This window comes from Pseudomonas nunensis (genome assembly GCF_024296925.1).
In the GTDB taxonomy this organism is placed as follows: Bacteria; Pseudomonadota; Gammaproteobacteria; order Pseudomonadales; family Pseudomonadaceae; genus Aquipseudomonas; species Aquipseudomonas nunensis.
Genome location: NZ_CP101125.1, coordinates 7,193,838 through 7,215,431, shown reverse-complemented (window position 1 = coordinate 7,215,431; position 21,594 = coordinate 7,193,838). Strand labels below are relative to the sequence as shown.

Here is a 21,594-nt window from a genome sequence, read left to right as displayed (position 1 = left end):
AACGGGGATCAGTCGACCAGTTTGGCCGCCAGCGCCTTGACCCGCGCCAAATCACCCTTCGCGACCTTGGTCACGCCGGTGCCGTACTCCGGGTCGGCCTTATAAAGGAACGACAGCATGATGTGCTTGCTCTCGTCGTCGGTGGTGGCGAGCGAGCCGCCGAAGCTGTCGATCAGGTCCTGGCGTTCTTTCTGGCTGAAGGAGCGATACAGATCGCCGGCCTGCTTGAAGTTCTGCTCGCGCTGAATCTTCGCCTGCTGGGTGCTGCCCGACAGCGCCGATTGGCTGTAGCGCGCGGCTTCAGGTTCTTCACGGGGTAGCAAACGGCTCGGCTGGTAATTCACGCCGCTGCTGCTGGCGCCGCTGTTCATCGCGCCATCCTGGTTACCGTTGTTGACCGCAACTTTGGGCGCGTTGATCGGCAGTTGCAGAGCATTTGGCCCCAGGCGATACATTTGCGTATCGGCATACGAGAACACTCGCCCCTGCAACAAACGATCTTCCGATGGTTCAATACCGGGAACAAGATTGGCGGGCGCCATGGCAACTTGCTCGGTCTCCTGGAACACATTGGCCGGATTACGGTTCAACACCATTTGTCCAACTTTTCGCTCAGCAATACCCGGCCAGATCTTGGTGGCGTCCAATGGATCAAAATCGAACTTAGACAAGTCTTGCGGATTCACGACTTGAACGTACAAGTCCCACTTCGGAAAGTCGCCCTTATTTATATGAGCCACCAGATCATTAGTCATATGACTGTAGTCTTTGCCCTGGACTTTTTCGACAGCCTTTGGATCGAGATTATTAATGCCTTGCAAACTTTTCCAATGGAATTTCACATAGTGAACTTCGCCTTTGACATTCACTAACTTATAGGCATGGACACCATTACCGTCCATTTCCCGATAACTGGCAGGTGTTCCGGAATTGGAATAAAGCTCAGTCAGGGTGCGTGTGGCTTCCGGCACATGGGAGAAGAAATCGAAACGACGCGAATCGTCGTCAAGGTTGGTGCGTGGATCCGGCTTGAAGGCGTGCACCATGTCCGGGAATTTGATGGCGTCACGGATGAAGAAGGTCGGGAAGTTGTTGCCCACCAGGTCCCAATTGCCGTCGGCAGTGTAGAACTTGGTGGCGAAACCGCGCGGGTCGCGCAGGGTTTCCGGGGAGTGATTGCCATGGACCACCGCCGAGAAGCGCACGAACACCGGCGTGCTCTGGCCGCCGGCAAACACCTTGGCCTTGGTCAGGTCGCTGAGATCATCGGTCACAGTGAACGTACCGTGGGCCCCAGTACCCCGGGCATGCACCACGCGTTCCGGAATGCGTTCACGGTCGAACCGCTGGAGTTTCTGGATCAATTGCACGTCTTGCAGCAGCACCGGGCCCGTGGCGCCGGCGGTTTGCGAGTTCTGATTGTCGCCGACGGCGGCGCCGTTATCGCGGGTGAGTGTCGCGGCACTCACGGAAAAGGACAGCAGGCCGGCGCTCAAGACGCCCAGGGCGCGGCGATGGGAATAAGCCCCAAGGCCAAGGGAAGTTGTCATAGGAGTTTCCTCTGATTTTATAAAGCGCATCCAGGTGCGCTCAACAGAGGCTAGTGACCGCCAGCCCAAAACCTAAATAGAAATGCCACACCGAGGCGATAGTAAAAAGGTGCTGGAAGGCCCGGCCTAGAGCGGGTAAACCGCGCGCGAATGGTGGCCTTTTGTAAACTTTCTGCAAATGAGCAGGTCGATAGCAGGCAAGCGTTGTAAGCAGTTGTGTCGAGCAGGATGCGTTTTGCTGATTTACACTGCGTTCACCAACCTCATCTGTAACAAGGAAATAACCTATGGGCGTGCTTAACGAGTTCAAGGCCTTCGCGGTCAAAGGCAATGTGGTCGATATGGCCGTCGGTATCATCATCGGCGCCGCGTTTGGCAAGATCGTCTCGTCGTTCGTCGGCGATGTGGTCATGCCGCCAATCGGCTTGTTGATCGGTGGGGTGGATTTCAGTGACTTGGCTGTTACGCTCAAGGCCGCCAATGGCGACATCCCGGCGGTGGTGCTGGCGTACGGCAAGTTCATCCAGAGCTTGATCGACTTCGTGATCGTTGCGTTCGCGATCTTCATGGGCGTCAAGGCCATCAACCGCCTGAAGCGTGAAGAAGCCGTGGCCCCGACTCTGCCGCCGGTGCCGACCAAAGAAGAAGAACTGCTGAGCGAGATCCGCGATCTGCTCAAGGCTCAGAACGACCGACCTTGAAGGCTGTGTAGCGATGTAAAAACGGCGCCTTCGGGGCGCCGTTTTTTATTACCAATAGTTCTCCACCGCCACTTGGCCGGGTCGCCGGCTGAGGCTCAGGTTCATATCACGCAGCTTCAGCAATTTACGCGTGTCATCGATCATTTGCGGGTTACCGCAGATCATCACTCGTGAATGCTCGGGCGTCAGCTCTAGCCCCGCCGCCCGCTCCAGCTCGCCATTTTCAATCAGGGTGGTAATCCGACCATTCAGGACGCCAGGAATCTGTTCGCGGGTGACCGTCGGGATGAATTGCAGTTTGTGCGCATGCTCCGCCAGGTAGTCACGCTGCGCCAGCCCTGCGATCAGGTCCTGATAAGCCAGCTCGCGGCCTTCGCGAGCGCTGTAGACCAGGATGATGCGTTCGAATTTTTCCCATACCTCGAAATCCTGCAGGATCGAGAGGAACGGTGCCACGCCCGTGCCTGTGGATAACATCCAGAGATCGCGGCCATCGACGAACCGATCCAAAGTCAGGTAGCCCGTGGCCTGGCGTTCTACCAGCAACGTATCCCCCACTTCCAGACGGCTCAGCTCGCTGGTGAACTCGCCTCCCGGCACAACGATGGAGAAGAATTCAAGAAACTCGTCATACGGCGACGAAACCATGGAATAGGCGCGCCACACCGTGCTGCCATCAGGTTTGGTCACCCCCAGACGCGCGAATTGCCCGGCACGAAAGCGAAAACCCGAGTCCCGGGTTGTGCGCAGGGTAAACAGGCTCGGCGTCAGTGGCTGGACGTCGAGCAGGGTCTGGCGTGTGAATTTTTCTGCACTGGCGGTCATGGGGCACTCCATTGAACAGGTGCCCCCAGTGTCCCGCAAAGCCGAGGACTTAAACACCGGCGATTTGTAGTGGCTTTAGCAGCGGTGGCTTTTTTATTATTTAAATAACAATAAACGCTAGTTCTAAATGACAATTAAACGCATAAATGGCTTTTCAACATTAATTTAGTTTCGTCACACAGCTACATACACCCAGAATCTGTTATGCACTTCTCGCACGCCATACATATCCAAAAAATTGGAGCGTACGTACCAGAAACCTCCTACACTCGGTGCGTGCCGGATCCTTGGATCCAAAGGGCCACCCCAGTGATACATAAATATGGAGGACTAAAATGGAAATGTGGAAGGAGTCGCAGTTAACGCAATTGTCTTACTCCAATGAAATTGACATCGCGTACCAGATTTCACTCAATTTCATTAAAAACCTGGGGTATAAATTCTGTGCGTTTTCAATAACATCAAAAACTATTGGTACTCAGGACCATACCTTTAGCCGAAATAACTTTCCCCCTGCATGGAACACCCAATATAAAGAAAACAAATTCATTGCCATCGACCCGATAGTGGCTCATTGCAATCAATCCATGTTGCCGATTATGTGGACCGAAGAGGTTTTTTCAAAGACGCCCTGGATGTGGCAAGCCTTGCAACAGGAAGGGCTTCAACATGGTTGGTCGCAATCGATCCATGATCAGGAGAGCGGCCTTTGCAGCATTCTGAGTCTGGCTAGAAGCCATTGCCCCATTAGCGCTTATGAATTGTATGAAAATCTCGGCTTCACGGTTTTCATCAGTCGTCATCTGCACAGTCTGGCCGCCAAGGCATTGCCCAAAAGCGTATCGAAACCAATCGCACCGCATCTGTCTCCCAGAGAAGTCGAGGTATTGAAGCTGTCCGCCGATGGCAAGACCGCGTACGAAATTTCCATAATCCTCAGCCTCAGCGAGCGCACTGTGAATTTCCACGTGCACCGGGCAATCGAAAAACTCGGGGTCTGCAACAAAACTGCCGCCGTGACCAAAGCGGTCAGGCACGGCGTTATTTGAAGCGGTTCGATTCAAGGAAAACCTGCGGGTAATCCAATAGAAAAAAACGTACCATTTGCGATTCTTCCAGAGTGGTGACGTGTGACCCTTCACGACGCAGTCCACTCGGTCGTTTCTGCCCGCTACATCGCCCCTTGGCTGCGGGATACCCGTTGATTATCCAGAGCCTCCCGCCCCATGCCCTTGCTCGAAACACCTTTCGCCCAACTCGACCTGATTCGCCAGCCCGAACAGCAGAATGAACCACTGCAAGCGTTCGATGCCGCCGACGAATACCTGCTCAATCATCTGGCCGAGCAACAACCGGCTGCGGACTCTCGGGTGTTGGTACTCAACGACAGTTTCGGCGCATTGGCCGCCAGCCTGGCAGGCAAGGTTCAGGTGACCAGCAGTGGCGACTCGTTCCTGGCCTTCCTGGGGCTGGAAAAGAACCTGATCCGCAATGGGAAAGCGTTTGACGCAGTGCCGAGCGTGCCGGCCAGTGAAGCGTTCGTTGGGCCGTTCGACCGGGTGTTGATCCGGGTGCCGAAAACCCTCGCCTTACTTGAAGAACAACTGATTCGCCTGCAAGGCCAATTGGCCCCGGGTGCCCAGGTGATTGCGGCGGCGATGGTCAAGCACCTGCCTCGCGCTGCCGGGGACTTGCTGGAGCGCTACATCGGCCCGGTACAAGCCTCGTTGGCGGTGAAGAAGGCCCGGTTGCTGATTGCCACCGCGCAATCCAAACCACCTGTCGCATCGCCCTACCCATCGCGCTACCTGCTCGACGAGCCTGCGATCGAACTGCTTAACCACGCCAATGTGTTCTGCCGCGAAGGCCTGGATATCGGCACCCGGGCGTTCCTGCCGCATCTGCCGAAAAACCTCGGCGCAGCGCGGGTTGCTGACCTGGGTTGCGGCAACGGTGTACTGGCCATCGCCAGCGCCCTGCAAAACCCTGAAGCGCATTACACGCTGGTGGACGAGTCATTCATGGCCGTGCAATCGGCCAGTGAAAACTGGCGCGCGGCGTTGGGTGAACGGGATGTAATCGTGCGCGCCGACGATGGCTTGGCCGGTCAGGAACCGCAATCGCTGGATGTGGTGCTGTGCAATCCACCCTTCCACCAGCAACAAGTCGTCGGTGACTTTCTCGCCTGGCGGATGTTCCAGCAGGCCCGGGAGGCTTTGGTGGTCGGCGGCGCGTTGTACATCGTCGGTAATCGTCACTTGGGTTATCACAGCAAGTTGGCGCGGCTGTTCCGCGGTGTCGAGCAAGTGGCGGCTACCCCGAAATTCGTGATTCTTAAGGCGCGCAAATAACCCGGGCAAAAAAAACCCTCCGTCAGGAGGGTTGAGGCCGTGCCACAAGGCATCGGGATGGGAACTGTGGGTGTTTCAGTGGGTGGTCAGGCCTGCGGCATTCATGAACATGCGCATCAGGCTGGCCACGATAAACAGGGCCACGACACTGCCGGTCCAGATCATCGCCAACCATCCGAGCCGCTGCCATAGCGGCTTTTTTTCGGCCTGTTCGATGTCGTGCAGGGAAGGTTTGGTGGACATGTGTTCGATCCTCTCTTGAAGGGGATGGCGTCAGTGATGACGCCATCGCGAGCAAGCTTTGCTCCTACTAGTGATAGCCGTCTTCATGGGTGACCTTGCCGCGGAACACGTAGTAGCTCCAGAAGGTGTAGCCCAGGATGAACGGGATGATGAACAGCGTGCCCACCAGCATGAAGCCCTGGCTTTGCGGCGGCGCGGCAGCGTCCCAGATCGAGATCGACGGCGGCACAATGTTCGGCCACAGGCTGATGCCCAGGCCGCTGTAGCCGAGGAAGATCAGCACCAGGGTCAGCAGGAACGGCGTGTAGTTCGCGTTGCGGGCCACAGCACGGATCAGACCGTACATGGTCACCAGCACCAGGATCGGTACCGGCAGGAACCAGAACAGGTTCGGCAAGGTGAACCAGCGCGCGGCAATATCGGCATGGGCCAGCGGGGTCCAGATGCTGACGATACCGATCACTGCCAACACAACGAACGCCAAGGGCCGCGCCAGGTTATGCATCTGCTCCTGCAACTTGCCTTCGGTCTTCATGATCAGCCAGGTGCAGCCGAGCAACGCGTAGGCAATCACCAGCGCTACGCCGCAGAACATCGTGAACGGCGTCAGCCAGTCCAGAGAACCACCGGCAAACTGTCGGTTAACCACCGGCAAGCCGTCGATAAACGCCCCCAGCGCCACACCCTGGAAGAAGGTTGCAGCCACCGAACCGCCAATGAAGGCCTTGTCCCACAGATGGCGCTTGTCGTCCTTGGCCTTGAAGCGGAACTCGAACGCCACACCACGAAAGATCAGCCCGATCAGCATGAAGATCAGCGGCAGGTACAACGCCGACAACACCACCGAATAGGCCAGCGGGAAGGCGCCGAACAACGCCGCGCCGCCTAGTACCAGCCAGGTTTCGTTACCGTCCCAGACCGGGGCGACGGTGTTCATCATCACGTCACGGTCGGTCTTGCCCGGGATGAACGGAAAGAGAATCCCGATGCCAAGATCGAAACCGTCCATGACCACGTACATCATGATGCCGAAGATGATGATCACGGCCCAGATCAGCGGAAGATCAATACCCATGATTCAAATCTCCTTGGTCAGGCTGTGGCGGTGGTCACCGTCGGTGTCATCATCGTCAGCTGCGGACAGCGGACGGGCCGGCGTACGTTTCTGGCCAGGACCACCGTCGTTGGTTTCCTTGCCTTCGTCGATCTTCGGCCCTTTGCGCACCAGCCTCATCATGTAGCCCAGGCCAGCACCGAACAGCGCGAAATAGACCACGACGAACATGACCAACGTGATGCTCATCTGCATGAAGCTGTGATTGGAAGATGCATCGGCCGTGCGCATCAATCCATACACCACCCACGGCTGACGGCCGATTTCAGTGGTGAACCAGCCCGCGAGGATTGCGATCAGACCCGACGGCCCCATCCACAACGCCAGGTACAGGAACGGCCGCGAGGTGTACAACCTGTCGCTTTTACGCAGCCACAGGCTGCACAAACCGGTGAAGATCATCAGGAAGCCCAGGCCAACCATCACCCGGAACGACCAGAATACGATGGTCGAATTCGGCCGGTCTTCAGGCGGGAAGTCCTTGAGTGCCGGCACTTGCTTGTCCAGCGAGTGCGTGAGGATCAGGCTGCCGAGGTAAGGAATCTCGACCGCGAATTTGGTCTTCTCGGCTTTCATGTCCGGCCAGCCAAACAGGATCAGCGGGGTCGGTTCATCACCGATGTTTTCCCAGTGACCTTCGATCGCCGCGATTTTCGCCGGCTGATGCTTGAGCGTATTGAGGCCGTGGAAGTCACCGATCACTGCCTGAATGGGCGCCACGATCAACGCCATCCACATGGCCATCGAGAGCATGGTGCGGATCGCCGGGTTGTCTTTGCCGCGCAGCAAGTGCCAGGCCGCCGAGGAACCGACAAAGAAAGCCGTCGCCACGAACGCCGCCGTCGCCATGTGCATCAAGCGGTACGGGAATGACGGGTTGAAGATCACCGCCAGCCAGTCCACCGGAATCACTCGGCCGTCGATGATTTCGAAGCCTTGGGGTGTCTGCATCCAGCTGTTGGACGCAAGGATCCAGAACGTCGAGATCAACGTGCCGACGGCTACCATGACCGTGGAGAAGAAGTGCAGCTTGCGCCCGACCTTGTTCCAGCCGAACAGCATGACGCCTAGGAAACCGGCTTCGAGGAAGAACGCGGTGAGCACTTCATAAGTCAGCAGCGGCCCGGTGACCGCCCCGGCGAAGTCCGAGAAACGACTCCAGTTGGTGCCGAACTGATAGGCCATGACGAGGCCGGAGACCACGCCCATGCCGAAGTTCACGGCAAAGATCTTCGACCAGAAGTGGTACAGATCGCGATAGGTGTCATTGTGGGTTTTGAGCCACAGCCCTTCGAGTACCGCCAGGTAACTCGCCAGGCCAATGGTGATGGCCGGGAACAGGATGTGGAACGAGATGGTGAACGCGAACTGCATCCGGGCGAGATCAAGTGCCTCCAAACCGAACATAAGTCTTCCTCTGTCAGGTAATACCGGCTGAAGGGCTTATGACCCTGCACCCACTCTGCCCCCACGGATATGGAGTGTGGCGAATTCGAATTCGTTCTTTTTTTACAAACATCACAACGTAGGGAGTCTGGCCGTCTGGCCGCCGGATCAATTCCTTGTGGGGTATTGATCTGGATCAAGCAACGTTGAAAGAGTAGTCCCATTTTTGACGATGGACGGTGTGGTCTTTTGCCGCGTGACAGGTTGCCTCATCGCTTTGGCAATCCGCAGCAACACATTCCCTGTGGGAGCGGGCTTGCTCGCGAAAGCGGTGGGTCAGGCAAATTGATTTCGACGGATACACCGCTTTCGCGAGCAAGCCCGCTCCCACAGGGGGATTCCTGGGTTTTGGAGATCGGTGTCTAGCTACCTAAAATTTAGGTCAGCGCAACTTCTTGTTACAGCTTGGTGATAGTCTCAACCCTCCCCTCGCTCAAGACCTGCCTTCAGATGCCCAGCCAAGCGCCCCTGCTGTTACGTCATCACCGTCCTTTCATTGCGTTCTGGCTGGCCCGGGTGTTTACCGCCAGCGGTTTTCAGATGCTCACCGTGGCCATCGGCTGGAATCTGTACCAACTGACCGGCAACGTGCTGGACCTGGGCCTGGTGGGTTTGGTCGAGTTCGCCCCGCGCGTATTGTTCATGCTGCACACCGGGCATGTCGCGGACCGTTATGACCGGCGCAAGGTCGCGGCGATCTGCCAGTCCCTGCAAGCCCTGATCGCGTTGTCCCTGGCCATCGGCAGCGCCACCGATCACGTCACCCGGGAAATGATCTTCATCCTCGCGTTCCTGCTCGGCGCCGCACGCTCCTTCGAGATGCCGACCACCCAAGCGCTGCTCCCGAGCATTGTGCCGAGTGCGCTGTTCCCACGGGCCGTGGCCGCCGCGCAATCGGCGCAGCAATCAGCGACCATCGTGGCACCGGCGCTCGGCGGTTTGCTGTACGCCTTCGGCAGCGTCTGGGTGTATGGCCCGACGGTCGTTCTGTACATCATCGCCTGCTGCTTGATGCTCAACCTGCCCGCACGGCAGACGCCGTTGAACAAGGGCAAGGCGACCATGGATTCGCTGCTGGCCGGCATCCGCTTCATTCGCAGCCGCCCGGACATCCTCGGGGCGATTTCCCTCGACCTGTTCGCCGTGTTGCTGGGTGGCGCGACCGCGCTGCTGCCGGTGTTCGCCAAGGACATTCTGCTGACCGGCCCCTGGGGCCTGGGCCTGCTGCGGTCGGCGCCGGCGGTGGGCGCGCTGTTGATGTCGCTGTACCTGGCGCGATTTGCCGTGGAACGCAAAGTCGGACGGGTAATGTTTACCGCCGTAGGCATCTTCGGCGTGGCGACCATCGCCTTCGGCCTGTCCACCTCGTTCTGGTTCTCCCTCGCGGTGCTGGTGGTACTGGGCGCGGCGGACATGATCAGCATGGTGATCCGCGCTTCTTTCGTGCAACTGGAAACCCCGGATGAAATGCGTGGCCGGGTCAGCGCCGTGAACGGACTGTTCATCGGCGCTTCGAACCAGTTGGGCGAGTTCGAATCCGGCCTCACCGCCCACTGGTTCGGGACCGTGCCGGCCGTGGTCATGGGCGGCATCGGTACGCTGGTGGTGACCGGGACCTGGATCAAACTGTTCCCGACCCTGGCCAACCGCGACCGCATGCACGTCGCGGTCGAGGAAGCCAAGGTCTAGAGCAGCTTGTCCAGAGTGACGGGAAAGTCCCGCACCCGTTTGCCGGTGGCGTGATAGATCGCATTCGCCACCGCCGCCGCCACCCCGACGATACCGATTTCGCCGACGCCCTTGGAACCGAGGGCGTTGACGATCTCGTCGCGTTCTTCGACAAACAGCACGTCAATCTCGCCAATATCGGCGTTTACCGGAATGTGGTACTCAGCCAGGCTGTGGTTCATGTGACGACCCAACGCGTGGTCGGTCTGCGTCTCCTCATGCAGCGCCATGCCGATGCCCCAGACCACGCCGCCGAGGATCTGGCTGCGGGCCATTTTCGGATTGACCACCCGGCCGGCAGCAATCGCGCTGACTACCCGGTTGACCTTCACCGTGCCTAAATCCTCATCCACCAACACTTCGACGAATACTGCCGAATGGGTCGCAGTGGCGTAGGCTTCGCGTTTTTTGTCCGGTTCGGCGTCGACTTGAACCTCAATCGCATCCTCGCCGCTGTCCCGGGCCAGATCGGCCAACTGGACTCGCGCCTCACCGAATGACAGCTCCCCGTCTTCGAACACCGCCTGCTCCGAGGTCACGCCACTGAAGGCCGGCGACGTTTGCCGAGCCACGGCGAGCAGTTTTTCCTTCAACGCTTCACACGCCTGCTGCACCGCCGTGCCGACCGACGACACAGTGAACGATCCGCCCTGCAACGGCGCAGTGGGTAATGAAGAGTCGCCGAGGACAAAGTTGACGTCCTTCAGCGAAACGCCTGACGCCTGCGCGGCGATTTGCGTCATCACCGTGTAGGTTCCGGTGCCGATGTCGGTGGTCGCGCTGCTGACGGTGAGCTTGCCGTTGTGATCGAGTGAGGCCTTTGCGCTGGCCTTCATTTGCATCGCCTCCCACACGCCACCGGCCATGCCCCAACCGACCAACTGCCGGCCCTGGCGCATGCTGCGCGGTTCAGGATCGCGCTTTTCCCAGCCGAACCGTTTGGCGCCCTGGGCGTAACACTCGCGCAGTTCTTTGCTGGAATAGGGTTTGTCTTCGTTCTGATTGCGCTCGGAATAGTTGATCAGGCGCAGTTGCACCGGATCGATGGCCAGCGCGCAGGCCAGTTCATCCATCGCACATTCCAGGCCAATCAGCCCCAGCGCCGCGCCCGGCGCCCGCATGTCCAGCGGCGTGAAGACATCGAGCGGCAGCAGTTTGTAGGTCAGCTGCACGTTGTCGCAGTGGTAGAGCATGCCGCTCCACTCCACCACATGCTCGGTGAAGTCTTCGAAACGCGAAGTCTGGCCGATGGCGGTATGCGCCACTGCGAGCAGGCGACCATTGGCCGCCGCGCCCAATTGCAAGCGCTGCAAGGTGCGCGGGCGATAGCCGAAGGTGAACATCTGCTGCCGCGTCAGCGTCACTCGCACCGAGCGCTTGAGGTGCAGCGCCGCCATCACCGCCAGCGGCAGTTGATACTGCGGACGCAAACCAGAACCGAATGCCCCGCCGACATACGCAGCGAAAATCCTGACCTGCTCTTTCTCCAGGCCAAAGACCTTTTGCACGTAGGACTGACAGTTCTGCGGGCCTTGGGTCTTGTCGTGGATGTGCAGGCTGCCATCGGTTTGATACAGCACCGTGCTGGCGTGGGGTTCCATCGGGTTGTGGTGTTCGATCGGCGTGCTGTAGTTCAGATCCAGGCTCATGGCCGCGCCGGCGAACTCGGCCTGAAAATTCCCACGCGGTTTCGGCAGTTCGGCGGGTGCGGGATGGGCTTCGCCCTGCAGACTCAAGAGATCGGTCTGATGGCTCTCGGCGTCGTACTCGATCTCGATCAACGAACCGGCATAGCGCGCCAGCTCAAGATTATCCGCCACAACCAGTGCCAGCGGCTGACCGCTGTACAGGACACGGTCGTTGTACAACGGACGAAATGGAGAGCCGTCAGCCGAGTCGGCGTCTTCATAGTCCTTGTCATAACTGGCGATTTTCGGACGATTGGTGTGATCGATCACGGCGACCACGCCCGGCAGCGCGAGGGCTTTGGACGCGTCAACGTTGAGCACACGACCGCAGGCGATGCGGCTGGAGACAACACTGCCATGCAGCAGGCCGTCTTCGGGAAACTCCCCGGCATAGCGCGCCTGACCGGTGACTTTGAGATGGCCATCGACGCGATCCAGCGGTTGCCCCATCGGTTTAGTGAACGTAGTCATCAGGCTTGCCCTCCCCGCGCGGCATCGCTCAAGGCGCGAACAATTGCCCGGCGGGCCAGTTTGACTTTGAATGCGTTGTGTTCGAGAGGCTGCGCGTTCTGCAACAAGGCGTCGGCGGCAGCGGTGAAGGTTTCGACGCTGGCCGCTTTGCCCACCAACCAGCTCTCCACCGCTTCGTCGCGCCACGGCTTGTGCGCCACGCCGCCGAGGGCGAGACGTGCCTGGCGAATCACGGGACCGGTGAAATCCAGCGCAGCGGCCACCGAAACCAGCGCAAAGGCATAGGACGCCCGGTCGCGAATCTTCAGGTAATGGCTGTGTTCGGCAAAACCGGTGGCGGGCAGTTCGATGGCGGTGATCAGCTCATCGTCGGCCAATTGGTTGTCGCGCTCGGGGTGGTCGCCCGGCAGGCGGTGAAAGTCGGCGAACTCGATGGTTCTCGCACCAATGCGACCTTCCACGTGGACCACCGCTTCCAGCGCAGCCAGTGCCACGCACATATCCGACGGATGCGTGGCGACACATTGCGCACTGGCGCCGAGGATTGCGTGAATCCGGTTGAGCCCGTCCCGCGCCGGGCAACCGCTACCGGGTTCGCGCTTGTTGCACGGCACATTGGCGTCGTAGAAGTAATAGCAGCGGGTGCGTTGCAGCAGGTTGCCACCGGTGCTGGCCATGTTGCGCAGTTGCGGCGATGCGCCTGCCAGAATCGCTTGGGACAATAGTGGATAGCGCTGTTCGATCAACGGGTGCCAGGCCAGATCAGCGTTACTGACCAACGCGCCAATCATCAGCCCGCCCGAGGCCGTTTCAGTGACCTCGCGCAATGGCAAACCGGTGATATCGATCAGATGTTCGGGACGGGTCAGGTTTTCCTTCATCAAATCCAGAAGATTCGTACCGCCCGCGATGAAGCGCGACGCCGGGCCAGCGAGATGCACGGCGTCCTGCACCGAGTCCGGCTTGCTGTAGTGGAAAGGATTCATTGGCCACCTCCTTGGCGACAGGCGGGCAAGGCTTCTTCGATGGCATCGCGGATGTTGCTGTAGGCACCGCAGCGGCAGAGGTTGCCGCTCATCAGCTCTTGAATCTCTTCGGTACTGTGAGCACGACCTTCATTGGCCAGTCCCACCGCCGAACAAATCTGCCCCGGCGTGCAATAGCCACATTGAAAGGCATCGTGCTTGATGAAAGCTTGCTGCATCGGGTGCAGTGCTTCGCCGCTGGCGAGGCCTTCGATGGTGGTCAATTCGGCTCCGTCGCACATTACCGCCAGGGTCAGGCAGGCATTCACCCGCTTACCGTTGAGCAACACCGTGCAGGCGCCGCACTGGCCGTGGTCGCAGCCCTTTTTCGTGCCGATCAGATCAAGTTGCTCGCGCAGCAAATCCAGCAACGTGGTCCAGGGCAGGACCTCGAGCTGACGCACCTGGCCGTTAAGCGTCAGGCGTAACGGATGGCGTGCGAAGGACGGCGTCGCCGCCTCGGGAGTGGTCGCGCTCATAAACACCTCACGGTTAGTCATACATTCGCGGCGTTTTGGCAAACCGCCGTCATAAGGGGTACGACTTCGGGGGTTGGATGAGCGTTCAAAGGAATTGATCTGTGGTGCAATCGCACACAAAGCACATATTCGCCGACCAAGTGCGATACATAGATACCGCATCGAGTGTAATGTATCGCCTTACACTCCCCCCCATGATCAAATCCTTTCAGCACAAAGGCCTTCGTGGCTTCTATGAATCAGGTTCGACTCGTGGGATTCGCGCAGACCATGCGAAACATCTGTCTCGGATGCTGCAGTTCATGGACCGCGCTGTGGCGCCTGGGGACCTTGATCTTCCGGGATGGCGGCTACACCCGTTAAAGGGAGAACTGGCCGAGTATTGGTCCCTCAGCGTTTCGGGTAACTGGCGAGTTATTTTTCGTTTTATTGGCTCGGATATCGAACTGGTCGACTATCTGGACTATCACTGACAGGAGGCAGGATCATGCCCATGCACAACCCGCCACACCCCGGTGAAACGCTTTTGATGGACGTGCTGCCCGAGCTTGGCATCAGTGTCACAGAACTGGCCCGCCATCTCGGATTTGCTCGGCCACATCTTTCCAGGGTGTTGCATGGCCACGCGCCGATCAGCCCGGATCTGGCGGTACGTCTGGAGCGGGCAGGCATTGGGAAAGCCCGCATGTGGCTGGGGGTTCAAATCGACTATGACCTCTGGCAGGCCGAACATCGCGAGCAACCGGTCATCGAGCCGATTGCCGTCCACGCCTGATCGGTTCTAAACCAACAACTCCCCCGCCACCGTCGCGCGCGTGGCTTTACCGCAGAGTTGTTCCACCAGCGCCAGTGCAAAGGGCAGTGCAGCGCTCGAGCCTTGGGCGGTGATGCAGTTGCCATCCACCACCACCGGTTCATCGACGAAGGTGCAGCCCGACAATTGATTGCTGACCGTGGGCAGGCAAGTCATGCGCCGTTGACGCAACACGCCAAAGGCTTGCAGCGCCAGCGCCGGGGCTTCGGCGATGCCGGCGAACAGGCGCCCGGCGGCGGCCTGGTCCTTGATCAGTTGTTGCAGGGGTTGATGCGCCGCCAGGTGTTGCGCGCCAACGGCACCGCCGGGCAAAACAATCAGGTCGAACGGCTGGGCCAGCAGATCCACCAGCATGGCGTCGGCGGTCAGGCGGGTGCCACGGGCGCAAGTGAGCATGCGCCGGCCCTCGATGCTGGCCACCACCACTTCTACTTGAGCGCGGCGCAGCACATCGACCAGAGTCACGCATTGCAGGTCATCGATGCCCTCGGCGAGGGTAATCAGAGCTCTAAAGGTCATGGGCACGGTCCACAGGATGATCCTTAAAGCGTAGTCAGCTTTATTGACCCTGGTTCGCGCCCGGTCGTTACTTGATGTAAAGCTGCGTCGATAGCGTGTTGCCCGGCGCGTTGATCGAGGTGTTGCTGAAGGTGAATGTCCCTTCCTGCCTGTCGCCCAGGTCATAGACGTAAAGCTTTCCGACAACCCTGGTCTCGGTGCTGGTGCATTGCGTCGGGTTGCCGTTGCCGTAGGCGCAGACGTTGGTCTGCCCGCCGGCGACGCTAAAACCGTCGATGGAAGCACGCGGTCCGCGTCCGTAACCCATTTCCAGCACATAGACCTTGATGTTCGCCCCGCCGTGATCGCAGGTGGTGCGTTCTTGCCCGGCAGAAATATTTTCAATGCCACAGGTGGCGGACTGGACCTTGAGCACCTGAACATTGGTCAACGGCGGTGCCGACGCCGCCATTACGGCAGGCACACCGGCCAGCAACGCGAAAAACAGCCCAAATGACCGAACAAAATTGCGCTTGATGCGAACCATGAAGACTCCCCCAAAACAGGCGCGCAGTATGGCTCAGTTCAGCGAATGGCAAAACATCGCCGACGATCGCAGCCATTACCCCACGCGGCTGGTATGATGCGCGGCTTTTTCCGACCCACAGAAAATTCCGGGCGCCCTGGGCAGTCTGTGCTTTGCTGTTGAGGTCGATACATTCACGGCGCACTGCGCGCCACGGGGAGCAGACATGCTGGAAAGGCTGTTTCAACTCAAGGCACATAACACCAACGTGCGGACCGAGATTCTTGCGGGCGTCACGACCTTCCTGGCCATGGCCTACATTCTGTTCGTCAACCCGAGCATCCTCGGCGAGACCGGTATGGACAAGGGCGCGGTGTTTGTCGCTACGTGCCTGGCCGCCGCCTTCGGTTCGACGGTGATGGGCCTGATCGCCAACTACCCGATCGCCCTCGCGCCGGGCATGGGCCTGAACGCATTCTTCACCTACACCGTGGTCCTGCACATGGGCCATACCTGGCAAGTGGCGCTGGGTGCAGTGTTCATTTCGGCGGTGTGCTTCTTCCTGCTGTCGATCTTCCGCATCCGTGAATGGATCATCAACAGCATCCCGCTGCCCCTGCGCTCGGCGATTGCTGCGGGTATCGGCCTGTTCCTGGCGCTGATCGCCCTGCACAACGCCGGCATCGTGGTCAGCAACCCGGCGACCATGGTCGGCCTCGGTGACCTGAAACAACCGGCACCGATCCTCGCGACCCTGGGCTTTGCCCTGATCGTCGCCCTCGAAGCACTCGCCGTGCGCGGCGCGGTACTGATCGGCATCCTGGCGGTGACCATTGTTTCCATCGTGATGGGCTTCACCGCGTTCGGCGGCGTGATGTCGATGCCACCTTCGCTGGCCCCGACCTTCCTGCAACTGGACATCAAGGGCGCACTGGACATCGGTCTGGTCAGCGTGATCTTCGCCTTCCTGTTCGTCGACCTGTTCGACAACTCCGGCACCCTGATCGGCGTCGCCAAGCGCGCCGGCCTGATGGGCAAGGACGGCCACATGCCGAAAATGGGTCGTGCGCTGATCGCCGACAGCACCGCGGCCATGGCCGGTTCGCTGCTGGGCACCTCGACCACCACCAGCTACATCGAATCCGCAGCCGGCGTGAGTGCCGGTGGCCGCACCGGCCTGACCGCCATCGTGGTGGCGATTCTGTTCCTGCTGGCGTTGTTCTTCTCGCCACTGGCCGCCAGCGTTCCGGCGTTCGCTACGGCACCGGCACTGCTGTTCGTCGCAGTACTGATGACATCCGGCCTGGCCGAAATAGACTGGGACGACATCACCGTTGCCGCACCGGTCGTGGTCACCGCGCTGGCCATGCCGTTCACATATTCCATCGCCAACGGCATCGCCTTCGGTTTCATTTCCTGGACCGTGATCAAGTTGCTGTCCGGCCGCGCCCGTGAGCTGAACCCGGCGCTGGTGATTCTGTCGATTCTGTTCGTGATCAAGTTGGGTTGGTTCAACGCATGACTTTTGATTCCCAGGCCTACGCCGTACAGCTCGAAGAAAAGGTCACGCGTTTGCGTGACCTGCTGGCACCGTTTGGTGCGCCAGAACCCGTCGTATTCGACTCGCCGCTGAAAAACTTTCGCCTGCGCGCAGAGTTTCGCCTGTGGCGCGAAGGCGGCGACCGTCACTACGCGATGTTTGCCCAGGACGACAAGCGCACGCCGATCCTGATCGAAGAATTCCCGATCGCCAGCCTGCGCATCAATGAACTGATGCCGCAGCTCAAGGCCGCGTGGCAAGCGAGTGCAGCCCTGAGCCACAAGCTATTTCAGGTGGAGTTCCTGACCACCCTGGCCGGCGATGCGATGATCACCCTGTGCTATCACCGTCCGTTGGACGAGCACTGGCACACCGCTGCGTCGAAACTGGCGGCGGACCTGAACGTCAGCATCATCGGTCGCTCCAAGGGCAAACGCGAAGTCATCGGCCAGGATTACGTGGTCGAGCACTTCGAAGTCGGCGGCCGCACGTTCAGCTACCGCCAGCCGGAAGGCGCGTTCACCCAGCCCAACGGCACCGTGAACCAGAAGATGCTGAACTGGGCTTACGACGCCTTGGGCGATCGCACCGACGATTTGCTGGAGCTGTATTGCGGCAACGGCAACTTCACCCTGCCCCTCGCCACCCGTGCGCGCAAAGCGCTGGCCACCGAGATCAGCAAGAGTTCGGTCAACGCGGCGCTGAGCAACCTGAGCGAAAACGCTGTGGATAACGTCACCCTGGTGCGTTTGTCCGCCGAAGAACTGACCGAAGCCTTGAACGAAGTGCGGCCGTTCCGTCGCCTTCAAGGCATCGACCTCAAGAGCTACGAGTTCGGCAGTGTGTTCGTCGACCCGCCGCGCGCCGGCATGGACCCGGACACCTGCGAATTGACCCGACGCTTCGACAACATCCTCTACATCTCCTGCAACCCGCAGACCTTGGCCGACAACATCGCCCAGCTGCATGACACCCATCGCATCAGCCAATGCGCGATGTTCGACCAGTTCCCGTGGACCCATCACATGGAATCCGGGGTGCTGCTGACCCGGCGTTGATTGCAGGTGCCAGATACAAATCAGCCGTCTTGATGACGGCTTTTTTGTGAGTGCTGCTTATTGGACGACTTCGACCTTGCGCGGGCGACCGCCCTTTTTACCGTTAGCCCGGGCCGCTTCAGCCTTGGCGGCGCTGCTTTGGCGACCATTGCGCGAGGAAATGACCGAGGCCGCCATATTCATCAGCGGCTTGCTGGCGGAAATCAGCCCGGCGATGGAGACGTGCAAGTCCTTCTCTTCATTGCACAGTGCGGTGCCCGAAAAACCGACGGTAAGGGCGGCAAAATCCTCGGCCTCAAAACCATCGAACTCCGGGAAGAGTTTCACAGGTAGCAACAAACCAGCGCCATCCTCGAAGCGGATCGTCAGGCACCCATCCTGGAAGGTCACCGCCGTCGCCTGCAAAGCACTTTTGTGGCGCAGTCGCCCCCGTTCAATTGCCTCGCCCAGCACCTCTTCAGTCACTGGCCGATCCACCTGCAGTTTGGCCGATATCGTTTTCATAACTCGATCTCCACGCCCTCCGGTGCACCTATCAGCGCCAGCAGGGTCTTGTTCTCATCAGGCTCGTAATACGCCGACCCAATCATGTAGGTCGTGCTGGCGAGCCGTTTCATGACCACGACTTCGTTGCTCTCCCCGTCCCACAACTGATTGTCGAGGCAAGCGGTGTGCAACTTGTCCCACCAGATGCCCCGCGCCCTGCGCAAGTGGGCCGGTTGCCTGAGGGCATGGCGCAATCCCTCCAGCACCGCCACCGGCGGGCGGCGCGAAAGCGGCACCACATCCCAAAGCTCGACAGCGTTGTGCCAAAAACTGAATTTGAAGCGCGCGCTCCAGGTTCCGGCGTCCACATGCGCGTGTGGCGGGCAGTGCTCATCGCGCAACATGATCACCATTGAAAACCCTTTGTAGCTGAATAATCTCATGCTAACCCATCCGTTAGGTTAATAAGTCGCAAGACTCGACATTCCTTGGAATTCCGATAACTGGCGCTGACTTCCCCAAATCAGCCACCTGAACTGAGCCTAGCTTTCGAGACCACGAACGCCCTGCCCACTACCCCGGAAAATGGTAAGCAATCCTTTCGTAGTAACAGGCTGTATTAATGCGCGGGCATTTGATAAATACAGAGCTCGAGCCTTCATTTGATCCCCGGCGTAATCAATCATGCAGCGACATTTCGACGATCTTCAGCTCGGCAGCATCGAGCTGTTTTGCCTGGCCGCCGAGGCTGGCAGCTTTACCGCCGCCGCGCTGGTCGCCGGGGTGACGCCGGCCGCCGTGAGCCGTTCGGTGTCGCGCATGGAGGAACGCTTGGCGGTGCGGTTGTTCGCCCGCACCACCCGTAGCGTCAAGTTGACCGACAGTGGTCGACGTTATTACGAGGAATGCCGTCAGGCGCTGGCGCAGTTGGTTGAAGCGCAAAGGGAGGTCATGGGCCAGCAGCAGGAACCGTCCGGCACCCTGCGTATCAGTATTCCTACGACCTATGCCCATCACCGGATCTTGCCGTTGCTGCCGGCGTTTCGCGCGCGGTTTCCAGCGGTGAAGGTCGAGACGCATATCAGCAATCGCAACATCGACTTTGTTGGCGAAGGCTATGACATGGCGATCCGGGTGCGGGCGATTCCGGATTCGGGTTTGATCGCCAGGCAGCTGGAGGACGCGGCGCTGGTGATGATCGCCAGTCCCGATTACCTGAAGCGCGCCGGGGTGCCGCAGACCCTGGATGATCTCCCGCAGCACGAATGCATTCAGTACGAATTGCCCAGCAGCGGCCGGCGGATTGCCTGGCTGTTCAATGACAATGGCGAGCCTCGGGAGATTCTTGCCGAGGGCAACCTCAGTTGCTCCGACGACGTGCTGGGCGGCGTGACCCTGGCGAAACACGCTGCGGGTTTGTTTCAGACCTATCGTTTCATCGTCGAAAAAGAGTTGGCGGATGGTTCGCTGGTGGAAGTGCTCAAACCGTATGGCGGACGCTCGCGCCCCTTCACCCTGCTGTATCCGCAGAGTCGGCATGTGCCGTTAAGGTTGCGGGCGTTCATAGATTTTCTGGTCGAACATTTGCCGCGCTGAATATTCAAACCGTCCGATCACCGCACACAAAAACCTGCGACGCCACCTCTTCAATTGACCAAATTAACCAGCTAGTACAATTTATCTCCACAGGCTGAAATCAATAGCCAATGCCAACAATAATAAGTGGAGAGAATCCGATGCCCCCTATCGTTCTGGTGCTCAACGGCCCGAACCTGAACCTGCTCGGCACCCGTGAACCGGCGACCTACGGCCACGAAACCCTGGCCGACATTTCCGCGATGTGCGGACGCGCCGCCGAGGAATTCGGCCTGACGGTGGAGTTTCGCCAGACCAACCATGAAGGCGAATTGCTCGACTGGATTCACGCCGCCCGTGGCCGCTGCGCCGGGATTGTGATCAACCCGGCAGCCTGGACCCACACCTCAGTGGCGATCCGCGATGCCTTGGTCGCCTGTGAACTGCCAGTGATCGAAGTTCATCTGTCCAACGTCCACGCCCGCGAACCGTTCCGTCACCACTCCTTCGTCTCAGCCATTGCCACCGCAGTGATGGCCGGTTTCGGCAGCCACGGCTATCGTCTGGCGCTGGAGCATTTCAGCCTACGTTTGAAGGGATGAGCGCCATGACACATAACACCGTGGTACTTGCTGGGCTGATCGGCGCGGGCATCCAGGCCTCGCGCACGCCAACGCTGCACGAGCATGAAGGCGATGCCCAGGGCCTGCGTTATCTATACCGCTTGATCGACCTCGACCATTTGCAGCTCGACCTTAACGCCCTGCCCGACCTGCTGATGGCCGCCGAGCGCATGAACTTCACCGGGCTGAACATCACCTTCCCGTGCAAGCAGGCGATCATCCCGTTGCTCGACGATTTGTCCCCGGAGGCCCGGGGCATTGGTGCGGTCAACACGGTGGTGCTGAAGGATGGAAAACGCATCGGCCACAACACCGACTGCCTGGGTTTTGCCGAGGGTTTTCGCCGAGGCTTGAAGGACGTTGCCCGTGAGCGTGTAGTCCAAATGGGGGCCGGTGGAGCAGGTGCGGCGGTGGCCCACGCGTTGCTCAGCGAAGGCGTCCAGCAACTCAGCATTTTCGATGTGGATGACGGCCGGGCACAGGCGCTGGCGAACAACCTCAATCAGCATTTCGGTGCTGGCCGAGCCGTGGCCGGGCATGATCTGGCGAGTACCTTGGCGCTGGCTGATGGTCTGGTGAACACCACGCCCATGGGCATGAAAAAACTGCCGGGCATGCCGGTGCCGGTGGAGCTGTTGAGGACTGACTTGTGGGTGGCGGAGATTGTTTACTTCCCACTGGAAACCGAACTGCTGCGCAACGCCCGGGCCTTGGGTTGCCGGACACTGGATGGCGGCACCATGGCGGTGTTCCAGGCGGTGAAGGCATTTGAATTGTTCAGTGGCGTGGTGCCGGATGCGTCGCGGATGCTGGCGCATTTTCAGAGTTTGAATGGTTGAATGGGGGGCTGCTT

Annotated in this window: 23 protein-coding genes; 11 read left to right on the top strand and 12 right to left on the bottom strand. The window is 59.4% G+C overall.

Translation table 11 applies throughout. From position 1 onward, the window contains the following. Positions 1-8 precede the first annotated feature (8 nt). A complete protein-coding gene (katB, locus tag NK667_RS31980; protein ID WP_054051431.1) occupies positions 9-1,550 on the bottom strand; it encodes a catalase KatB in 1,542 nt (513 codons plus the stop codon). Between the two features lie 287 nt (positions 1,551-1,837). Between katB and mscL the strand changes: the two genes are divergently transcribed. Further along, positions 1,838-2,251: a large-conductance mechanosensitive channel protein MscL gene (gene mscL / locus NK667_RS31975; protein ID WP_054051433.1), complete on the top strand. Its 414-nt coding sequence runs from the start codon at positions 1,838-1,840 to the stop codon at positions 2,249-2,251. 48 nt (positions 2,252-2,299) lie between these two features. On the opposite strand, the gene NK667_RS31970 is transcribed toward mscL, so the two are convergent. Next, complete coding sequence (locus NK667_RS31970; RefSeq protein WP_054051434.1) at positions 2,300-3,076, bottom strand: ferredoxin--NADP reductase; 777 nt, start codon at positions 3,074-3,076, stop codon at positions 2,300-2,302. 335 nt (positions 3,077-3,411) lie between these two features. Between NK667_RS31970 and NK667_RS31965 the strand changes: the two genes are divergently transcribed. Then, positions 3,412-4,125 carry an autoinducer binding domain-containing protein gene (locus NK667_RS31965; protein WP_054051436.1) on the top strand — a complete coding sequence of 238 codons (714 nt, stop codon included), beginning with the start codon at positions 3,412-3,414 and terminating at the stop codon, positions 4,123-4,125. Between the two features lie 177 nt (positions 4,126-4,302). Next, positions 4,303-5,427: a methyltransferase gene (locus NK667_RS31960; RefSeq protein WP_054051438.1), complete on the top strand. Its 1,125-nt coding sequence runs from the start codon at positions 4,303-4,305 to the stop codon at positions 5,425-5,427. A gap of 75 nt (positions 5,428-5,502) precedes the next feature. Here the strand turns inward: NK667_RS31960 and NK667_RS31955 are convergent, their stop codons facing one another. The 3 genes from NK667_RS31955 to NK667_RS31945 form a co-directional block, all read right to left on the bottom strand. Then, positions 5,503-5,670 (bottom strand): DUF2474 domain-containing protein, encoded by a 168-nt coding sequence (locus NK667_RS31955; protein ID WP_082356715.1) that lies wholly within the window; start codon positions 5,668-5,670, stop codon positions 5,503-5,505. Positions 5,671-5,737: 67 nt separating this feature from the next. After that, the gene (cydB, locus tag NK667_RS31950; RefSeq protein ID WP_054051440.1) at positions 5,738-6,745 is read right to left on the bottom strand and encodes a cytochrome d ubiquinol oxidase subunit II; all 1,008 of its coding nucleotides are present in this window, start codon (positions 6,743-6,745) and stop codon (positions 5,738-5,740) included. 3 nt (positions 6,746-6,748) lie between these two features. Next, positions 6,749-8,191, bottom strand: a complete 1,443-nt coding sequence (locus NK667_RS31945; protein ID WP_054616683.1) for a cytochrome ubiquinol oxidase subunit I — start codon at positions 8,189-8,191, stop codon at positions 6,749-6,751. 489 nt (positions 8,192-8,680) lie between these two features. On the opposite strand from NK667_RS31945, the gene NK667_RS31940 reads away from it, so the two are divergent. Continuing rightward, positions 8,681-9,919 (top strand): MFS transporter, encoded by a 1,239-nt coding sequence (locus tag NK667_RS31940; RefSeq protein ID WP_054051444.1) that lies wholly within the window; start codon positions 8,681-8,683, stop codon positions 9,917-9,919. On the opposite strand, the gene NK667_RS31935 is transcribed toward NK667_RS31940, so the two are convergent. The 3 genes from NK667_RS31935 to NK667_RS31925 are packed head-to-tail and all read right to left on the bottom strand — an operon-like array spanning position 9,916 to position 13,621. Next, the gene (locus NK667_RS31935; protein ID WP_054616684.1) at positions 9,916-12,117 is read right to left on the bottom strand and encodes a xanthine dehydrogenase family protein molybdopterin-binding subunit; all 2,202 of its coding nucleotides are present in this window, start codon (positions 12,115-12,117) and stop codon (positions 9,916-9,918) included. The two genes, NK667_RS31940 and NK667_RS31935, sit on opposite strands and share 4 nt — an antisense overlap. After that, positions 12,117-13,103 carry an FAD binding domain-containing protein gene (locus tag NK667_RS31930; RefSeq protein WP_054616685.1) on the bottom strand — a complete coding sequence of 329 codons (987 nt, stop codon included), beginning with the start codon at positions 13,101-13,103 and terminating at the stop codon, positions 12,117-12,119. Before NK667_RS31930 ends, NK667_RS31935 begins: the two co-directional genes overlap by 1 nt. Continuing rightward, complete coding sequence (locus NK667_RS31925; RefSeq protein WP_054616686.1) at positions 13,100-13,621, bottom strand: (2Fe-2S)-binding protein; 522 nt, start codon at positions 13,619-13,621, stop codon at positions 13,100-13,102. The genes NK667_RS31930 and NK667_RS31925 overlap by 4 nt, the downstream gene beginning before the upstream one ends. Before the next feature lie 194 nt (positions 13,622-13,815). Here NK667_RS31925 and NK667_RS31920 point away from each other — a divergent pair, with 194 nt between their 5' ends. Both NK667_RS31920 and NK667_RS31915 read left to right on the top strand, forming a co-directional pair. After that, positions 13,816-14,094: a type II toxin-antitoxin system RelE/ParE family toxin gene (locus NK667_RS31920; protein ID WP_054616687.1), complete on the top strand. Its 279-nt coding sequence runs from the start codon at positions 13,816-13,818 to the stop codon at positions 14,092-14,094. Positions 14,095-14,108: 14 nt separating this feature from the next. Further along, positions 14,109-14,396 (top strand): HigA family addiction module antitoxin, encoded by a 288-nt coding sequence (locus NK667_RS31915; RefSeq protein WP_054051454.1) that lies wholly within the window; start codon positions 14,109-14,111, stop codon positions 14,394-14,396. A gap of 6 nt (positions 14,397-14,402) precedes the next feature. On the opposite strand, the gene NK667_RS31910 is transcribed toward NK667_RS31915, so the two are convergent. Next, positions 14,403-14,954: a DJ-1 family glyoxalase III gene (locus NK667_RS31910; protein ID WP_054616688.1), complete on the bottom strand. Its 552-nt coding sequence runs from the start codon at positions 14,952-14,954 to the stop codon at positions 14,403-14,405. A gap of 67 nt (positions 14,955-15,021) precedes the next feature. Next, on the bottom strand, positions 15,022-15,480 hold the full coding sequence (locus NK667_RS31905) for a DUF4879 domain-containing protein (protein ID WP_054616689.1): 459 nt from the start codon (positions 15,478-15,480) through the stop codon (positions 15,022-15,024). Positions 15,481-15,685: 205 nt separating this feature from the next. Between NK667_RS31905 and NK667_RS31900 the strand changes: the two genes are divergently transcribed. Beyond that, complete coding sequence (locus tag NK667_RS31900; RefSeq protein WP_054616690.1) at positions 15,686-16,981, top strand: NCS2 family permease; 1,296 nt, start codon at positions 15,686-15,688, stop codon at positions 16,979-16,981. Continuing rightward, positions 16,978-18,057 carry a tRNA (uridine(54)-C5)-methyltransferase TrmA gene (trmA, locus tag NK667_RS31895; RefSeq protein ID WP_054616691.1) on the top strand — a complete coding sequence of 360 codons (1,080 nt, stop codon included), beginning with the start codon at positions 16,978-16,980 and terminating at the stop codon, positions 18,055-18,057. Before NK667_RS31900 ends, trmA begins: the two co-directional genes overlap by 4 nt. Positions 18,058-18,114: 57 nt before the next feature. Here the strand turns inward: trmA and NK667_RS31890 are convergent, their stop codons facing one another. Both NK667_RS31890 and NK667_RS31885 read right to left on the bottom strand, forming a co-directional pair. Beyond that, positions 18,115-18,561: a DUF2442 domain-containing protein gene (locus tag NK667_RS31890; RefSeq protein ID WP_054616692.1), complete on the bottom strand. Its 447-nt coding sequence runs from the start codon at positions 18,559-18,561 to the stop codon at positions 18,115-18,117. Beyond that, entirely contained in the window at positions 18,558-18,986 is a 429-nt protein-coding gene (locus NK667_RS31885; RefSeq protein ID WP_054051467.1) for a hypothetical protein, read from the bottom strand. The genes NK667_RS31890 and NK667_RS31885 overlap by 4 nt, the downstream gene beginning before the upstream one ends. 241 nt (positions 18,987-19,227) lie before the next feature. Here NK667_RS31885 and NK667_RS31880 point away from each other — a divergent pair, with 241 nt between their 5' ends. The 3 genes from NK667_RS31880 (at position 19,228) to NK667_RS31870 (ending at position 21,580) form a co-directional block, all read left to right on the top strand. Next, positions 19,228-20,139, top strand: a complete 912-nt coding sequence (locus NK667_RS31880; RefSeq protein ID WP_054051468.1) for a LysR family transcriptional regulator — start codon at positions 19,228-19,230, stop codon at positions 20,137-20,139. A gap of 140 nt (positions 20,140-20,279) precedes the next feature. Then, positions 20,280-20,720, top strand: coding sequence for a type II 3-dehydroquinate dehydratase (aroQ, locus tag NK667_RS31875; protein ID WP_054616693.1), 441 nt, complete (start codon positions 20,280-20,282; stop codon positions 20,718-20,720). 5 nt (positions 20,721-20,725) lie between these two features. Beyond that, the gene (locus NK667_RS31870) at positions 20,726-21,580 is read left to right on the top strand and encodes a shikimate dehydrogenase (RefSeq protein WP_054617218.1); all 855 of its coding nucleotides are present in this window, start codon (positions 20,726-20,728) and stop codon (positions 21,578-21,580) included. Positions 21,581-21,594 lie beyond the last annotated feature (14 nt).

What these genes read in the sequence shown, in the direction of transcription:
- katB (WP_054051431.1), bottom strand. Translation starts at nt 1,550, where the DNA reads ATGACAACTTCCCTTGGCCTTGGGGCTTATTCCCATCGCCGCGCCCTG.
- mscL (WP_054051433.1), top strand. Translation starts at nt 1,838, where the DNA reads ATGGGCGTGCTTAACGAGTTCAAGGCCTTCGCGGTCAAAGGCAATGTG.
- NK667_RS31970 (WP_054051434.1), bottom strand. Translation starts at nt 3,076, where the DNA reads ATGACCGCCAGTGCAGAAAAATTCACACGCCAGACCCTGCTCGACGTC.
- NK667_RS31965 (WP_054051436.1), top strand. Translation starts at nt 3,412, where the DNA reads ATGGAAATGTGGAAGGAGTCGCAGTTAACGCAATTGTCTTACTCCAAT.
- NK667_RS31960 (WP_054051438.1), top strand. Translation starts at nt 4,303, where the DNA reads ATGCCCTTGCTCGAAACACCTTTCGCCCAACTCGACCTGATTCGCCAG.
- NK667_RS31955 (WP_082356715.1), bottom strand. Translation starts at nt 5,670, where the DNA reads ATGTCCACCAAACCTTCCCTGCACGACATCGAACAGGCCGAAAAAAAG.
- cydB (WP_054051440.1), bottom strand. Translation starts at nt 6,745, where the DNA reads ATGGGTATTGATCTTCCGCTGATCTGGGCCGTGATCATCATCTTCGGC.
- NK667_RS31945 (WP_054616683.1), bottom strand. Translation starts at nt 8,191, where the DNA reads ATGTTCGGTTTGGAGGCACTTGATCTCGCCCGGATGCAGTTCGCGTTC.
- NK667_RS31940 (WP_054051444.1), top strand. Translation starts at nt 8,681, where the DNA reads ATGCCCAGCCAAGCGCCCCTGCTGTTACGTCATCACCGTCCTTTCATT.
- NK667_RS31935 (WP_054616684.1), bottom strand. Translation starts at nt 12,117, where the DNA reads ATGACTACGTTCACTAAACCGATGGGGCAACCGCTGGATCGCGTCGAT.
- NK667_RS31930 (WP_054616685.1), bottom strand. Translation starts at nt 13,103, where the DNA reads ATGAATCCTTTCCACTACAGCAAGCCGGACTCGGTGCAGGACGCCGTG.
- NK667_RS31925 (WP_054616686.1), bottom strand. Translation starts at nt 13,621, where the DNA reads ATGAGCGCGACCACTCCCGAGGCGGCGACGCCGTCCTTCGCACGCCAT.
- NK667_RS31920 (WP_054616687.1), top strand. Translation starts at nt 13,816, where the DNA reads ATGATCAAATCCTTTCAGCACAAAGGCCTTCGTGGCTTCTATGAATCA.
- NK667_RS31915 (WP_054051454.1), top strand. Translation starts at nt 14,109, where the DNA reads ATGCCCATGCACAACCCGCCACACCCCGGTGAAACGCTTTTGATGGAC.
- NK667_RS31910 (WP_054616688.1), bottom strand. Translation starts at nt 14,954, where the DNA reads ATGACCTTTAGAGCTCTGATTACCCTCGCCGAGGGCATCGATGACCTG.
- NK667_RS31905 (WP_054616689.1), bottom strand. Translation starts at nt 15,480, where the DNA reads ATGGTTCGCATCAAGCGCAATTTTGTTCGGTCATTTGGGCTGTTTTTC.
- NK667_RS31900 (WP_054616690.1), top strand. Translation starts at nt 15,686, where the DNA reads ATGCTGGAAAGGCTGTTTCAACTCAAGGCACATAACACCAACGTGCGG.
- trmA (WP_054616691.1), top strand. Translation starts at nt 16,978, where the DNA reads ATGACTTTTGATTCCCAGGCCTACGCCGTACAGCTCGAAGAAAAGGTC.
- NK667_RS31890 (WP_054616692.1), bottom strand. Translation starts at nt 18,561, where the DNA reads ATGAAAACGATATCGGCCAAACTGCAGGTGGATCGGCCAGTGACTGAA.
- NK667_RS31885 (WP_054051467.1), bottom strand. Translation starts at nt 18,986, where the DNA reads ATGAGATTATTCAGCTACAAAGGGTTTTCAATGGTGATCATGTTGCGC.
- NK667_RS31880 (WP_054051468.1), top strand. Translation starts at nt 19,228, where the DNA reads ATGCAGCGACATTTCGACGATCTTCAGCTCGGCAGCATCGAGCTGTTT.
- aroQ (WP_054616693.1), top strand. Translation starts at nt 20,280, where the DNA reads ATGCCCCCTATCGTTCTGGTGCTCAACGGCCCGAACCTGAACCTGCTC.
- NK667_RS31870 (WP_054617218.1), top strand. Translation starts at nt 20,726, where the DNA reads ATGACACATAACACCGTGGTACTTGCTGGGCTGATCGGCGCGGGCATC.